The sequence below is a fragment of the Pseudomonas bharatica CSV86 genome (assembly GCF_000319305.2).
In the GTDB taxonomy this organism is placed as follows: Bacteria; Pseudomonadota; Gammaproteobacteria; order Pseudomonadales; family Pseudomonadaceae; genus Aquipseudomonas; species Aquipseudomonas bharatica.
In genome coordinates this window covers 259,608-274,306 of the sequence record NZ_AMWJ02000001.1, presented here as the reverse complement: position 1 = coordinate 274,306, position 14,699 = coordinate 259,608, and the positions used below count along the sequence as shown (strand labels likewise).

The 14,699-nt window shown below is 64.7% G+C and carries 9 protein-coding genes and 1 pseudogene; 8 read left to right on the top strand and 2 right to left on the bottom strand.

Going from position 1 to position 14,699, the window contains the following annotated elements:
* Positions 1–849 precede the first annotated feature (849 nt).
* The 4 genes from CSV86_RS01250 to CSV86_RS01235 all read left to right on the top strand — a co-directional run bounded on the left by CSV86_RS01250 (position 850) and on the right by CSV86_RS01235 (position 7,271).
* Positions 850–2,202 (top strand): APC family permease, encoded by a 1,353-nt coding sequence (locus tag CSV86_RS01250; RefSeq protein ID WP_009401142.1) that lies wholly within the window; start codon positions 850–852, stop codon positions 2,200–2,202.
* A 65-nt stretch (positions 2,203–2,267) separates the two neighbouring features.
* On the top strand, positions 2,268–4,334 hold the full coding sequence (locus tag CSV86_RS33805; protein ID WP_009401143.1) for a methyl-accepting chemotaxis protein: 2,067 nt from the start codon (positions 2,268–2,270) through the stop codon (positions 4,332–4,334).
* A gap of 30 nt (positions 4,335–4,364) precedes the next feature.
* On the top strand, positions 4,365–5,312 hold the full coding sequence (locus tag CSV86_RS01240; protein WP_009401144.1) for a cation diffusion facilitator family transporter: 948 nt from the start codon (positions 4,365–4,367) through the stop codon (positions 5,310–5,312).
* 228 nt (positions 5,313–5,540) lie between these two features.
* Positions 5,541–7,271, top strand: a complete 1,731-nt coding sequence (locus CSV86_RS01235) for a SulP family inorganic anion transporter (RefSeq protein ID WP_009401145.1) — start codon at positions 5,541–5,543, stop codon at positions 7,269–7,271.
* A 92-nt stretch (positions 7,272–7,363) separates the two neighbouring features.
* Here CSV86_RS01235 and CSV86_RS01230 read toward each other — a convergent pair whose 3' ends face one another.
* Together CSV86_RS01230 and CSV86_RS01225 are read right to left on the bottom strand one after the other, a co-directional pair.
* Positions 7,364–7,999, bottom strand: coding sequence for a LysE family translocator (locus CSV86_RS01230; RefSeq protein WP_009401146.1), 636 nt, complete (start codon positions 7,997–7,999; stop codon positions 7,364–7,366).
* A gap of 54 nt (positions 8,000–8,053) precedes the next feature.
* The gene (locus CSV86_RS01225; RefSeq protein ID WP_009401147.1) at positions 8,054–9,121 is read right to left on the bottom strand and encodes a glycerophosphodiester phosphodiesterase; all 1,068 of its coding nucleotides are present in this window, start codon (positions 9,119–9,121) and stop codon (positions 8,054–8,056) included.
* A gap of 114 nt (positions 9,122–9,235) precedes the next feature.
* Between CSV86_RS01225 and CSV86_RS01220 the strand changes: the two genes are divergently transcribed.
* The 4 genes and pseudogenes from CSV86_RS01220 (at position 9,236) to CSV86_RS01205 (ending at position 14,639) form a co-directional block, all read left to right on the top strand.
* Positions 9,236–10,258 carry a DUF4917 family protein gene (locus tag CSV86_RS01220; RefSeq protein WP_009401148.1) on the top strand — a complete coding sequence of 341 codons (1,023 nt, stop codon included), beginning with the start codon at positions 9,236–9,238 and terminating at the stop codon, positions 10,256–10,258.
* Positions 10,259–10,333: 75 nt separating this feature from the next.
* Positions 10,334–10,876, top strand: coding sequence for an RNA polymerase sigma factor (locus tag CSV86_RS01215; protein WP_009401149.1), 543 nt, complete (start codon positions 10,334–10,336; stop codon positions 10,874–10,876).
* Positions 10,873–11,820: a FecR family protein gene (locus CSV86_RS01210; RefSeq protein WP_009401150.1), complete on the top strand. Its 948-nt coding sequence runs from the start codon at positions 10,873–10,875 to the stop codon at positions 11,818–11,820. The genes CSV86_RS01215 and CSV86_RS01210 overlap by 4 nt, the downstream gene beginning before the upstream one ends.
* A 250-nt stretch (positions 11,821–12,070) precedes the next feature.
* Positions 12,071–14,639: pseudogene (locus tag CSV86_RS01205) on the top strand (TonB-dependent receptor).
* The last annotated feature ends 60 nt before the right edge of the window (positions 14,640–14,699 follow it).

Genomic DNA, 14,699 nt, shown 5'->3' with positions numbered 1-14,699 from the left:
CAGTAGACGGATAGACTTCGGAATGAAATCCGTTGCTCTGGCTGTTGATGGATGTGCTTGGCTCGCTTTGGATCACCCTCAACGGCCTGCGTTGACCAGGCCGAAGACTTGAGTCCACAATCGAGTCCATTCCGTGACGTCTGGATCGGAAAAAATGTTCGTAATAAACGAGTTGGTGACCGGGTGCTGTTCCCTTCACCCGCTCCAGATTCCCTGCGCTATGCCCCGCCAAAGACTCCTTCTGGTCTGTAGCCTTTCTTGCTCATTGATCCAGAATCTCGGATCTTTCTGACATACCAGTCTGCCTCTCACTGCTAGCTCGATTACCCCGTCATCGCTCATAACGACGAAAACAGCCCCTGGATCAGTTGCCCCGATGTGAGAGCTCTCAGTGGTCGCCGCTTGAGTCCTCTCAATCGCCGGCATGGAACACAGGCGCCCTGTAGTAAATCGCCCTACAAAACGTAAACTTTTATGGACAGCAAAATCGAACAACTGACAGAAACCGTCGTAAACCCTTCCTAAAACGCCAAAAAAGTCGATAAAACCCCATCAAAGAAAAATAATGTAACGATTTACTTGACGCACCCCACCCCAATCGTTTCTTATTTTTCCCACCTTGCCCAGCGTCCGATACCCCAAGAACAAGCAGCGCCGCCCCCTGACGCCCGCGCGCGTCGTACCTGCACGCTCGTTTTACCGGTCCGGTCCTTGCCAGTGACACCGGCGCCTCGCCCGCGCCCATTCCAGCTCCAACATAAAAGGTGAACAACATGGAGCCCACCCGTTCGACCCTGTCGTGCCCGTTGCAAACCCCGTCCGTGGTCCCACACCAGGAGCAGCGCCCGCATGCAGCCTGAGCACAGCACCCACGGCAATCTGCAACTTCGCAAGTCCCTGCGCCTGTGGCAGGTGGTGATCATCGGCCTGGCCTACCTCACGCCCATGACCGTGTTCGACACCTTCGGCATCGTCTCCGGCCTCACCGCCGGGCACGTTCCCAGCGCCTACATCCTGGCCCTGCTGGGCATCCTCTTCACCGCCGTGAGCTATGGCGTGCTGGTGCGGCACTTCCCGCAGTCCGGCTCGGCGTACACCTACACGCAAAAAGCGATCAACCCGCATGTCGGCTTCCTGGTGGGCTGGTCGTCGCTGCTGGATTACCTGCTGCTGCCGATGGTCAACGCCCTGCTGGCCAAGCTCTACCTGGGCGCGATGTTCCCCGAGGTGCCGGGCTGGGTCTGGGTCACCGCCTTCGTCACCCTGATCACCCTGATCAATATCCGCAGCATCAACCTGGTGGCGAACTTCAACGTGCTGTTCGTCGGCGTGCAACTGGTGATCATGGCGGTGTTCGTCTACCTGTGCCTGCGCGGCCTCGGCCAGGGCGAAGGTCAGGGCACCCCATGGACGCTGATCCCGTTCAGCGATGACAAGACCCAGCTCAGCGCGCTCATGGCCGGGGCGACCATCCTGTGTTTCTCCTTCCTCGGCTTCGACGCGGTGACCACCCTCTCGGAAGAAACCCACCAGCCGGAGAAAGTCATCCCGCGGGCGATCTTCCTCACCGCCTTGATCGGCGGCGCGGTGTTCATCCTGATCTCGTTCTTCATCCAGGCCTATTTCCCGACCATGGAGCGCTTCCAGGACCACGAAGCGGCCCTGCCGGAAATCGCCCTGTATGTCGGCGGCAAGCTGTTCCAGTCGATCTTCATCGCCTGCACGGTGATCAACACCATCGCCTCGGGCCTGGCCTCGCAGACCAGCGTCTCGCGCCTGCTCTATGTGATGGGCCGCGACAAGGTGATTCCGCACGGACTGTTTGCCCGCCTGCATCCGCGCTACAAGACACCGGTGCTGAACATCATCGTGGTCGGCCTGATCTCGCTGTCGGCGATCTTCTTCGACCTGGTCACCGCCACCTCGATCATTAACTTCGGCGCGCTGGTCGCCTTCAGCTTCGTCAACCTGGCGGTCATCAACCACTGCTACCTTCGCCAGGGCATGAAGCAGGGGCTGGGCAACAAGCTCAAGCACCTGATCCTGCCGACCATCGGCTTTTGCATCATCGCCCTGCTCTGGCTCGACCTGAACGAGCATTCGCTGCTGTTCGGCGGGGTCTGGGCGGCGGCCGGCGTGCTGTACCTGGGCTGGCTGACCAAGTCGTTCCGGGTCGCGCCGCCCAGCTACATCGCCGAGTGAGACCGCCCGTCGAACGCGCCCGCGCGGACCGCGGGCGCGCTTCATGACCGAGAAGGAAACCCCTCATGCTCCCGCGCCGCCTGTCCATCCAGTGGAAGATCATCCTGCTCGCCGGCCTGTGCCTGCTGGCCATCGTCATCGTCCTGGCGGTCACGTCGCTGACCCAGTCGCGGCGCAGTGCGGCCGAGGTGTTCCAGGCCAATACCGAACTGCTCGATCACAACGCCCGCCTGCGCCTGCAGGCCCATGGCGAGACCCAGGCGCTACGCATCCAGCGCTATTTCATGGATGCGTACCAATATGGCAACGGCTTCGCCCGCCTGGCCCAGGTACTGCGCGAGCGCGGCGACGGCGACCTGCGCAGCGCCCTGGTCACGCAGGCCCGCACCGCGCTGGCCGGTAACCGCGACCTGATCGGCCTGTACCTGGTGTTCCAGCCCGATGCCCTCGACCACCAGGACGCCCGCTTCATAGGGCAGGCCGAGCAAGGCAGCAACGACAGCGGGCGCTTTTCCCTGTATTGGTCGCGCAATGCCGCCGGCGAGCTGGAATCGGAAGCCATGCCCGAATCCATGCTCGCCGACGCCAACCTCGGCGCCAACGGCTCGCCCTACAACCGCTGGCTGACCTGCCCACTGGAAACCGCCCGGGCCTGCGTGCTCGACCCGTACTTCGACGAGGTCAACGGCAAGCAGGTGCTGATGACCAGCATCGCCCTGCCGCTGCTGGACCAGGGCAAGGTGGTCGGCGTGGTCGGCCTGGATATCGGCCTGGACAACCTGCAACAGTTGGCCCTCGAAGGGCGCGAGGAAGTCTACGAGGGCCAGGGCCAGGTCAGTATCGTCAGCCCTGCCGGGCTGCTGGCCGGGCACAGCGCCGATGCCTCGCAGTTGAGCAAGCAGGCACCGAAGTCCGTTGAAGACGGACTGATGCGCATTGCCCGCCCCTTCTCGCCGATCCCGGACGCAACACCCTGGCAGGTCTTGCTGGAAGTGCCGCAAAGCGTCCTACAAGCCCCGGCCATCCAGCTCAACCAGCGCCTCGCCGCGAGCAACCAGAGCGCCAACCTGAGCAACCTGCTGATCGCCCTGGTCACCGCCCTGGCCGGGCTGGTGCTGATCTGGCTGACCGCCCGTGGCGTGACCCGGCCGATCCTCGCGGTGGCCGAGCGCCTGCGCGAAATCGCCAGCGGCGACGGCGACCTGACCCAGCGCCTCGACTATTCCCGCGATGACGAACTGGGCCAGTTGAGCGGCTGGTTCAACCGTTTCCTCGACAAGCTGCAACCGGTGATCGTGCAGGTCAAAGGCTCGCTGCAGGAGGCCCGTGGCACCGCCGACCAGTCCGCCGCCATCGCCAGCCAGACCAGCGGCGGCATGCAGCAACAGCAGCGCGAGATCGAACAGGTGGCCACCGCCGCCAACGAAATGAGCGCCACCGCCCACGATGTCGCCAACAACGCTGCACAGGCGGCCCATGCCGCGCGCGGTGCGGACCAGGCCAGCCGCGAAGGCCTGGAACTGATCGGCCATACCCGCCAGGCCATCGACCAGCTCGCCGCCGACATGGACCTGGCCATGGAGCGGGTCCAGGCCCTGGCCGGACGCAGTGAGCAGATCGGCTCGGTGCTGGAGGTGATTCGCGCCATTGCCGAACAGACCAACCTGCTGGCCCTCAATGCCGCCATCGAGGCGGCCCGGGCTGGCGAGGCCGGGCGTGGTTTCGCCGTGGTCGCCGACGAAGTGCGCAACCTGGCGCAACGCACCCAGGTCTCGGTGGAAGAAATCCGCCAGGTGATCGAAGCTTTGCAGGGCGGCACCCGGGGCGTGGTCGAGGCCATGCACGACGGCCAGCGCCAGGCGCGGGACAGCGTGACCCGCATGGAGCAGGCGGTACCGGCGCTGCAACGGGTCGGCGAGGCGGTCACGGTGATCAGCGACATGAACCTGCAGATCGCCTCCGCCGCCGAAGAGCAGAGCGCCGTGGCCGAGGAGGTCAATCGCAATGTCGCCGGGATCCGCGATGTCACCGAGTCGTTGTCCGGGCAGGCCGACGAGTCCGCACGTATCAGCCAGGCGCTGAATCGCCTGGCCAACCAGCAGCAGGCGCTGATGGAGCAATTCCGGGTCTGACGGCCCGGCGTCTTATTGAGGAGGCCCGTGGTGGCAACCAGGTTTTTCGATTTGAACGACGAGCAGGGCGTATTGCGTACGTCCATTGCCGTCACCCTGTTCATCGCCGCGATCGGCATCGGCTTCGGCCTCGCTTCGGGCTCGTTCTCGATCGTCTTCGACGGCGTCTACTCGATGGTCGACGCGAGCATGAGCGGGCTATCGCTGGTGGTGGTGCGGCTGATCACCGCCCACACCCGCAGTGCGCACCTGTCGCGCAAGCTGCGCGAGCGCTTCACCATGGGCTTCTGGCACCTGGAGCCAATGGTCCTGGCGCTCAACGGCATCCTGCTTACCGGGGTGGCGGTCTATGCACTGATCAACGCCGTGCTCAGCCTGCTCGAAGGCGGGCGCGACCTGGAGTTCGGCCTGGCGCTGATCTATGCCGTATTGACGGTGATCGCCTGCCTGACCATCGCCGTGCTGGAGGCCCGGGCCAACCGGCGGATCGGCTCGGACTTCGTGCGCATGGATGTCAAGGGCTGGGTCATGTCGGCGAGTATCACGGCGGCCTTGTTGATCGCGTTCTGCGTGGGTATTGCGGTGCAGGGCACGCAGTGGGAGTGGATCTCGCCCTATATCGACCCGGCGGTGCTGGGGCTGGTGTGCCTGGTGATCATTCCGCTGCCGCTGTCGGTGATTCGCCAGGCACTGGCGGATATGTTCCTGGTCACCCCGGGTGACCTCAAGCAGCATGTGGACGACGTGGCGCAAGCGTTCGTCGAGCGGCACGCCATGTTGTCGTATCGCGCCTACGTTGCGAAGGTCGGGCGCTCGCGGGAGATCGAGCTGTACTTCATCGTGCCCAGGACCATGCCGGCGCGGAACATCGCCGAATGGGACGCCTGGCGCGACGAGATCGGCGAGGCCATTGGTGGTGAAGGGCCGGATCGCTGGTTGACCGTGGTGTTTACCGGGGATCCTGAGTGGGCTGAGTGATGTATTGATCTTTCGGGCCCTATCGCTGGCAAGCCAGCTCCCACAGGGTTTGTGGGAGCTGGCTCGCCAGCGATAGGGCCCGAAAGAACACCCTCCTTTGGTTGGCCTTGCCCTCCCTAGCGGTTACGATGCTGGCCAAATGCCCAATCCCTCCCGACCTTCTCCCCGAAGCGCCGGGTGCCGGGCTTTTGCGCTAGCGTCTGTCAGATACATCAAAAGGACCTGAACATGTTTCTTTCCCGCTGGCTTCCGGGCCTGGCCAACCTGCTGCATTACCGGCGCGAGTGGTTGCGCGCGGACGTGCAGGCCGGCCTGTCGGTGGCCGCCATCCAGATTCCCATCGCCATCGCCTACGCGCAGATCGCCGGCCTGCCGCCGCAGGTCGGCCTGTACGCGTGCATCCTGCCGATGATCGTATACGCCCTGGTGGGCAGTTCCCGACAACTGATGGTCGGGCCCGACGCTGCCACCTGCGCCATGGTCGCCGGGGCCATCGCGCCACTGGCCATGGGCGACCCTGATCGCTTGCTGCAATTGTCGGTGGTGGTCACGGTGCTGGTCGGCCTGATGCTGATCGCCGCCGGGGTGGCCCGGGCCGGCTTCATCGCCAGCTTTTTCTCGCGACCGATCCTGATCGGCTACCTCAACGGTATCGGCCTGAGCCTGCTGGCCGGGCAACTGGGCAAGGTGGTCGGGTTCAAGATCGAAGGCAGCGGTTTCATCCTCGCCATGATCAATTTCTTCCAGCGCCTCGACGAGATCCGCTGGCTGACCCTGAGCATCGGCCTGGCGGCCCTGGCCTTGCTGATCTGGCTGCCGCGCCGCTACCCGAAACTGCCGGCGGCGCTGGTGACGGTGGCGGTGTTCACCCTGATCGCCGGCGTCTTCGGCCTCGACAACCATGGTGTCGCGGTACTCGGCCATGTGCCCGGCGGCATGCCGGAGCTGGCCTGGCCGCAGACCTCCCTGGAAGAAATGAAAAGCCTGCTGCGCGACGCCCTGGGTATCGCCACCGTGAGCTTCTGCAGCGCCATGCTCACCGCCCGCAGCTTTGCCGCGCGGCATGGCTATGCGATCAATGCCAACCATGAATTCGTCGCCCTCGGCGTGTCCAACCTGGCCGCCGGGGTGTCCCAGGGCTTCGCCATCAGCGGCGCCGATTCGCGCACCGCAGTGAACGACATGGTCGGCGGCAAGAGCCAACTGGTGGGCATCGTCGCCGCGCTGGTGATTGCGCTGATCCTGATGTTCTTCACCGCACCAATGGCCTGGATTCCCCAGGCGGCGCTGGGCGCCGTGCTGCTGATGGCCGGCTGGGGCCTGATCGATATCCAGTCGCTGCGCAAGATCTGGGCATTGAGCCGTTTCGAACTGTGCCTCTGCGTGCTCACCACCATCGGCGTGCTCGGCGTCGGCGTGCTGCCGGGCATCATCATCGCCGTGACCCTGGCGATCCTGCGTTTGCTCTACAGCATCTACCAGCCCACCGATGCGGTGCTGGGCTGGGCGCCGGGGGTCGAGGGCCAGGTGGACATCAGCCGGCACAAGGACGCGCGCACCGTCCCGGGGCTGGTGGTGTACCGCTTCGACGACGCGATCCTGTTCTTCAATGCCGACTACTTCAAGATGCGCCTGCTCGAAGCGGTACAGCGCGAAGGTGATGCCAAGGCGGTGCTATTCGATGCCGAGGCGGTGAGCAGCATCGATGTCAGCGGCATCGCGGCGTTGCGGGAAGTGCGCGACACCCTCAAGGCCCGCGGCATCGAGCTGGGGATCGCCCGGGCACGCGGGACCTTCCTGCGGATGCTGGTGCGCTCGGGGCTGGCGCGGGAGATGGAGAACCACCTGCTGTATGGGTCGGTCAGGGCGGGAATCCGGGCTTATCGGTTGTGGCGTAACCGGGTCAGGAGGGAGGAAGCGGATGCCGGGAAAGCCGCGCCCGTTCCGAATCTTCCTTAGTGCTTGAGGGCCCTATCGCTGGCAAGCCAGCTCCCACAGTGACCGCGTGCGCCGCCGGACCTGTGGGAGCTGGCTTGCCAGCGATGAGGCCATCAGCCTTTCCGAGGAATCAAGCCGGGTACGGCATGCATCAGCGCATTCAGCGCAAACCCGATGAACATCACCCCGCAAGCCCGGGTAATCCATAGTTCATAGCGCATATACAAGGTACGCACCTGTCGCGCGCCGACCAGCACGATCAGAATCAGGTACGCCAGCAGCCCGCCGAGGAAACTCAGGGCAATCAACGCCGGCAGCATCGACCAGTCCAGCGCTTCGGCCCGGCTCGACAGCAGCGCGGTGAAGGTCGCCACCGCCACCGGATAAGCCTTGGGATTGGTCAGCCCGAACACCACGCCATGCCAGAAAGGCCGCCGTACCGCGCCCTGCTCGGCGCCATTGCCCGGCTGGCTGCGCAACGCCCGCCAGCCCAGCCAGCCCAGGTACAGGCCGCTGATCACGCCAAGGATGTCGAACACCGAGCTGCCGATCTGCCGCGCCCCGACGATCGCCACCAGTGCAGTGCTGCACCAGAGCACATCACCCAGCAGATGACCGCAGAGAAACCCGGCGCCGGCACGCCGGCCGCGGGTGGCGCCGATACCGAGCACGGCCAGCACTCCGGGGCCCGGAGTGATGCCGTAGATGAAGCCGGAAGCAAGCACAGCGAGCAGCAGCGAGAAGGTCATGACGCTGGGGTCCCAAAAGGTGGAGGCCGCAGTCTACGCCGCCTCCAGGGAGGCTTACCAGCCGCCGGCCCCGAGCAGCAGCGCTTCATCCTGCGCTACCGGTCGGCCATGGTATTTCAGCAGCGCACCCGGCCTGTTGGTAAAGATGCCATCCACGCCCGCCTCGCTGACCCGCTTGAAATCCACCGGCTCATCGACGGTGTAGACATGCACCAGCAGGCCCTTTTCATGCGCCATGCGATTCATCCACGGCTGGGCCAGGTCGGCATAACTCTGCTCGCCGCCGGCGGCGAGTGCGGTGGACGGCCCGATGCCGACGGCGCCCGTGTGTTTGGCGATGTCCAGCCAGCGCTCGAATTCGCCACGGTCCTTCGGCTGCTGGCGGGCATACCAGGCAGCCTTGTCGGGCAGGCCGGATTCGGCGAAGGCCTGGCCCGGCGCTGCCTCGACATGGTCCTCGCCCAGCCACAACAGCAAGACCTTCGGCGTTTGCGGCATGGCCTTGTGCAGCAGGGCCAGGCTGTTGCGGTCGAAGGTCTGCAACACTACCCGCCCGGGCTGATCGAGCCAGCCGCGCTTTTCCAGGGCCTTTTGCAGGTCCTGTTCGATCCCGGGAAACTGGTTCGGCACCTTGGTCTCGATATACAGCCCGGGCGTGCGCGCCGGATTGGCTTCGGCGATATCCATCACCTCGTCCAGGGTGAGGATCTTCAAGCCAGCGAAGGTGGGTCGCGCGCGGTCCGGGTAAGCACGGTTGAACCAGCTGCCGGCATCCAGCGTCTTCAATTCGGCCAGGGTGAAGGCACTGACCGGACTGGCCTTGCGCTCGGGAAAACGCTCGGCCACGTCGCTGGTGCGACCCAGGTCGTCATCATGCACCACCACCAGCACGCCATCACGGCTGCGTTGCAGATCCAGCTCCAGGTAGTCGGCGCCAAGGTCCCGGGCAAGCTGGTAGGCCGCGGCGGTGGATTCCGGTGCGTCATGGGAAGCACCGCGGTGGGCGATAACGGCGGGATACGGAATGCCCTGGGCTTTCGCCAGCGCCGCAGTGTCGCTGGCCTGGATCTGGAATGTGAGGCCGACCAGGGCCAGGCCCAGGCAGATGTCCTTCAATCGCATTGGCTGTCTCCTTGTAAAAACCGGCCCGAAGCATAGTCGCCGTCCCGGATGACAACCCGTGGCGTGCTAAAGTCCCGCCCTGCCGATTTGCAACAGATTCCTACGAGATACGCCATGACCGCCGACCTAGACGCTTCCCTCGCCTCCTGGCCAGACCTCGCCGCCCGCCATCCCTGCACTGGCCTGCTGCTGGGCAATGGTGCCAGCCGGGCGATCTGGCGGCCGTTCAGCTATTTCTCGCTGTTCGAAATCGCCCAGCGGGTGCGCAACAAGCCGCTCGGGGTCAGCGACCAGGCGCTGTTCAAGTCCTTGGGCAGCGAGCTGTTCGAGCCCGTGCTCAGCGCCCTCAACACCACGGTGCGGGTCAATGCCGCGCTGGCGATCGGCTCGTCGGCGCCGCTGAACCGCTATTACGCGATCAAGGAAGCGCTGATCCATGCCGTGCGCAGCGTGCACATCCCCTGGAAACTGCTGCCCGAGGCCACCCTCGCCACGATCAACAGCGAACTGCGCAACTACCGCAGCATATTCAGCGGCAACTACGACCTGCTCTGCCATTGGGCGATGAGCCATGACCCGCAAGGCTTCCAGTCTCTGTTCGACGAGGATGGTCACTTCGATGTCAGCCGCACCCATGGCCAAGGCACCCGCCTGCACTACCTGCATGGCGGCCTGCACCTGCTGCGCACCGAAAACGGCGGTACACGCCTGCGCGCCGCCACTGGCAGCCAGTTGCTCGACGGTTTTGCCATCAACACGCCGGGGGACGTGCCCCTGTTCGTCAACGAATGCACCAGCGAGCACAAGCTCAGGGCGATCCGCAGCTCCGACTACCTGACCTGGAGCTACGCTGCCCTGTCCAACCATGCTGAAGGCCTGTGCCTGTTCGGCCATCACCTGGACCGCGCCGACCGCCATCTGCTGCACGCCATCCAGCAGGCCCGGCCGCCTCATCTGGCCATCGCGATCCTGCCGTTGAGCGAGGCCGCCATCATCAGCCAGAAACAGCATTTCATGCGGATCTTCGGGGACACGCCGGATATCGCCCTGTATTTCTTCGACGCCACCAGCCACCCGCTGGGCAGCGCCGATCTTAACGTTCCAGCGCCGGCGGCGATCACTCGGAAACGCCGCTGATATCGAGTAGCAAATAGCAATAATTCTCGATAACATTCGCGACCTTTCCCTTCCGGCATTTCCTGGAAAGTTCGCATGCAGCGCACCAAACCCGATCGCTTCGCACAGGACACCTGCCATGGCTTCTACGCCGATATCCTGCACTTCCTGCGCAAGCGCATGGATAACGCCAGCGATGCCGCGGACATGACCCAGGACGTCTTCACCCAATGGCTGGGCTACCGCGACAGGGCCCGGGTCGAGCAGCCGCGCGCGTACCTGTTCCAGATGGCACGCAACCTGCTGCGCGATCATTGGCGCCGGCAGAAAGTCCGCCATGGGGTGATCGACGACCAGGCCGACAGCGGGGAAGCAGGCACCAGCGAAGCTTGCGCGGCCGATCCCCTGGCTGCAGCGCAGCGCATGCAACGCCTGGAACGCTTGAAAATAGTCCTGGCCGAACTCTCGCCGCGCCGCCGCGAAGCCCTTATGCTGCACCGCTTCGAAGGTTTGAGTCAGGCACAGATCAGCGCACGCATGGGGATTTCCGTCAGCATGGTGGAAAAGCACATCGCCGCTGGATTGCTCTACTGCAAACAGCGCCTGGACAGTGACAACGTTGCGGAGCAACCGGAATGACCCTACCTGAAACGGACATCCGTTCGCTCGACGCCCAGGCGGCGAGCTGGTTCACGCGCAACCGCAACGACCACACGCGGGCCTCGCGCAAGGCCTTCGCGCAGTGGCTGGAACAGCCCGGCCACGCCCGCGCCTACCAGCAATTCGAAGAGCTGTGGGACGATCTCGCCGCGCTGAAGGCACTGGACAAACCGGTCCAGTTGCGGCCACGCAGGACCGCGTCCTGGCGCCCCGCGCTGGCAACGGCGGCGGCGCTGGTCTGCGCCCTGCTCGCCGGCACTATCGGCGTGCCTGCCACTTCGGTCCAGCGCCAGTTGGCCAGCCAGGACGGACAGCCCACCAACGTCACCCTGCCCGATGGCACGCGCCTGCAGCTCAATGCCAACACACGCCTGAGCATCGACTTCGATGCCGAGCGGCGCCTGGTGCATCTGGAGCAGGGCCAGGTTTATCTGGACGTCGCCCCGGACAAGGAACGGCCGCTCTTCGTCGATGCCGGCACTGCGCGCTTGCGGGTGGTGGGCACGGCCTTCGACCTGCGCCGCGGCGAGCGCGAGCTGGTGCTCAGCGTGTCCCATGGCCTGGTCGCCTTCGAAACCCCAGGGGAACGTCGCCAGCCGTTGCTGGTGGGCGAACGACAGCGCGCGGTGTACAACCTGGCCCGTGGCGACCTGAGCCGGCAGGCCTTGAGCGACGGCGAAGTGGCTGACTGGCGCGGCGGGCACGTGGCGTTCCGCAATCGCGAGCTGGCGAGCCTGGTGGACGAGCTCTCGCTGTACCGGCCGGCGGCGGTGCTGCTGGCCGATCCGGGGCTGGGCGGATACAAGGTTTCCGGCAACCTCGATGTACATGATCCGGATGCGCTGCTGAATGCCCTGCCGGTGTTGCTGCCGGTGAAGACCGTGGCGCTGGCGGACGGGCGGATGCGTATCGAGCGCAAGTAATCTGACGGGAGCGCCAAAAAACCCTGTGGGAGCTGGCTTGCCAGCGATTAGGCCAGACCTGGCAACATCATTGCCCATGCCAGCCTCATCGCTGGCAAGCCAGCTCCCACAGGGTCCGTGTTCTGTCTCAGAAGAGCTTGGTAAGAAATATTTTCATTCGCAGGTGAGGGTTTTCCCCGCCCCGCGTCTTCCTCCCCGACTGCGCCGTCAACACCGTCTTTTTTGGCCTTTGGCCGTTCCGGGGGAATTCATGTTTCGAGCTTTCAAGCCGTTGCCAGCCCGCCCATCGCTGCTTGCCGTGTGCCTGGCCCTGAGTCTGCAGGCCCAGGCCGCGCCGGTGCAGTTGCAATTGCCGGCGCAGTCGCTGGCCACGTCGCTGAGCCAGGTGGCGCAGCAGGCCAAGGTGCCATTGCTGTTCGACGAAAACCTGCTGCGCAATGTGTCCGCGCCGGCCATCAACGGCGAGTTCAGCGCCGAGGAAGCCATCACCCGCCTGCTCGCCCGCAGCCGCTTCGCCCTGGTCAAGGTCGGCAACACCTTCGTGGTCCGGGCCCGGGAGAGCGAGACCACGCCTCCCGGCAACGACAACACCAGCCTCCAGCTTGGCGCCCTGAGCATTGTCGGCGACGGCCAGCAGGTCACCCCCGCCACCGTCGGCCGCTCGACCCTGACCCAGCGCGATATCGATCGCGAACAGGCGAACAACGTGCCCACGCTGCTGAGCACCCTGCCCGGCGTGGAGATGGCCGGTTCGATGCTGCCCGGCGGACAGAAGATCAACATCTGGGGCATGGGCGACGCCGAGGACATCCAGCTGACCGTCGATGGCGCCACCAAGACCGGCTTTGAGCGCTATCAGCAAGGCACCATGTTCATCGAGCCGGAACTGATCAAGCACATCGAAGTGGAGAAAGGCCCGCACTCGCCCTTCGTCGGCAACGGCGGCCTCGGCGGCCTCGGCGGGAGTGTCAACATGACCACCAAGGACGCCCCGGACCTGCTCGAAGAAGGTCGCGACAGCGGCGCCATGGTCAAGTACGGCTACTCCAGCAACGATCATCAGCAGGTGTACAGCTCGGCACTGTTCGGTCGCACCGAGGACCGCCGCATCGACGCCCTGGTGTACCTGACCAAGCGCGATGGCGATGACTTCAAGCTGGCCTCGTCGCTGCCCGACCCGCGCAACCAGTACCCGATCAACCCCAAGCGCCTGCCCGACAGCGCCCAGGACCTGGAAGGCGGGCTGTTCAAGCTGAATGTCCAGCTCACCGACGAGCAGTCCCTCGGCCTCTCCTACTCGCGCTCGAAGAACGAGCGCATGACCCGTTATTCGTCGACCAACTATTCCACGCCCCCACCCAGGCCAACATCGACCGCTACGGCTACGACCAGGCCATTCGCCGCTTCCTGGCCGACCGCGAAACCATCGACACCACCTGGTCGGTGAAGTACCGCTACCAGCCGGTGGACAACCCGTGGGTCAACCTCGAGGTGAAGTACTCGGAGTCCGACGTCGACCAGACCGACGAACGCGGGCCCAACGCCTTCTTCCAGCTCGCCACCGGCGGGCGCAGGATGGACACCGAGTACAAGGACCGCAACGTCGAAGTGCGTAACACCTCGCAGTTCGACACCGGTGTGCTGGAGCACTCGCTGACTACCGGCGTCGAACTGCACCGGCATGCCCGGGAAGTGGACATGTGGATGCCCGGTGCCACGTACAACACCCGGAACTACAACTACGGCCATTTCCAGCCGGCCTTCATGCCCCACGGCAAGGTGGACACCAACAGCGCCTACGTACAGGACGCCATCACCCTGGGCCAGGTGACCCTCACCCCGTCGCTGCGCTACGACCACGTGCGCAACCGTGGCGAGCAGAACGACGCCCCGTTCTACAACGTCGCCTCCGCCGGCCATGACTACGGTGACAAGACCTACACCGGCTGGTCGCCGCGCCTGGCGCTGTTCTGGCGTGCCACCGATAACACCGCCTTTTTCGCCGACTACTCGAAAACCTGGCGGCCCCGGTGATCGACGAGCAGTACGAAGTGCAGAGCGCCGCCAGCAGCCGCAGTGCTACCAGCCGCAACCTCGACCCGGAACGCATCACCGCCTTGCGCGCCGGTAATGTCACCGACTTCTCCGGGTTGCTGTTCAACGACGACAACCTGCAGGTGCGCACCACCCTGTTCCGCAACAAGGTCAAGGACGAGATCTTCAAGAACCTCGGCGTCGAGTGCCAGGCGCAGAACCCGACCGGGGCCAGTATCAGCAGGGCCTGCGGCAACTACCTGATCGGCAACTACCGCAACCTCGACGGCGTGACCTACAAGGGCTTCGAGGTGGAAAGCTTCTACGACTCCAGCAGGCTGTTCGGCACCCTGTCCTACACCTGGATGACCGGCAAGCATGAAGGCGCCTACACCAACCCCTGGGCAGAGGATGTCTGGGCGCGTGATGTACAGGCACCGAAATGGGTGGCGCGCCTGGGCGTGAAGATTCCCGAATGGGACGCGGTGGTGGGCTGGAAAGGCCTATGGGTACGCCAGACCGACCGCCTGCCCAGCGACAAGTACGGCCCGGGCGACCTGGGCAGCGCCCTTGGCGACAGCGCCTGGGACCACCGCGCCAACGATGCCTACAACGTCCAGGGCCTGTTCGCCAGCTGGAAGCCGCGCCAGCCATACCTCAAGGGCACCGAGGTCAACTTCGTCCTCGACAACATGTTCAACCGGGATTACGCGCCGATGCTGAGTGACAACAACGTCTACAGCACGGGGCGCAATGCCAGGGTGAGTGTGACGCGGTTCTTCTGAGGGGGTGGAGGCGGCTGTACGAGAGTTAGCAGACCGGTCAACGAGCAAACCCGGCGCACC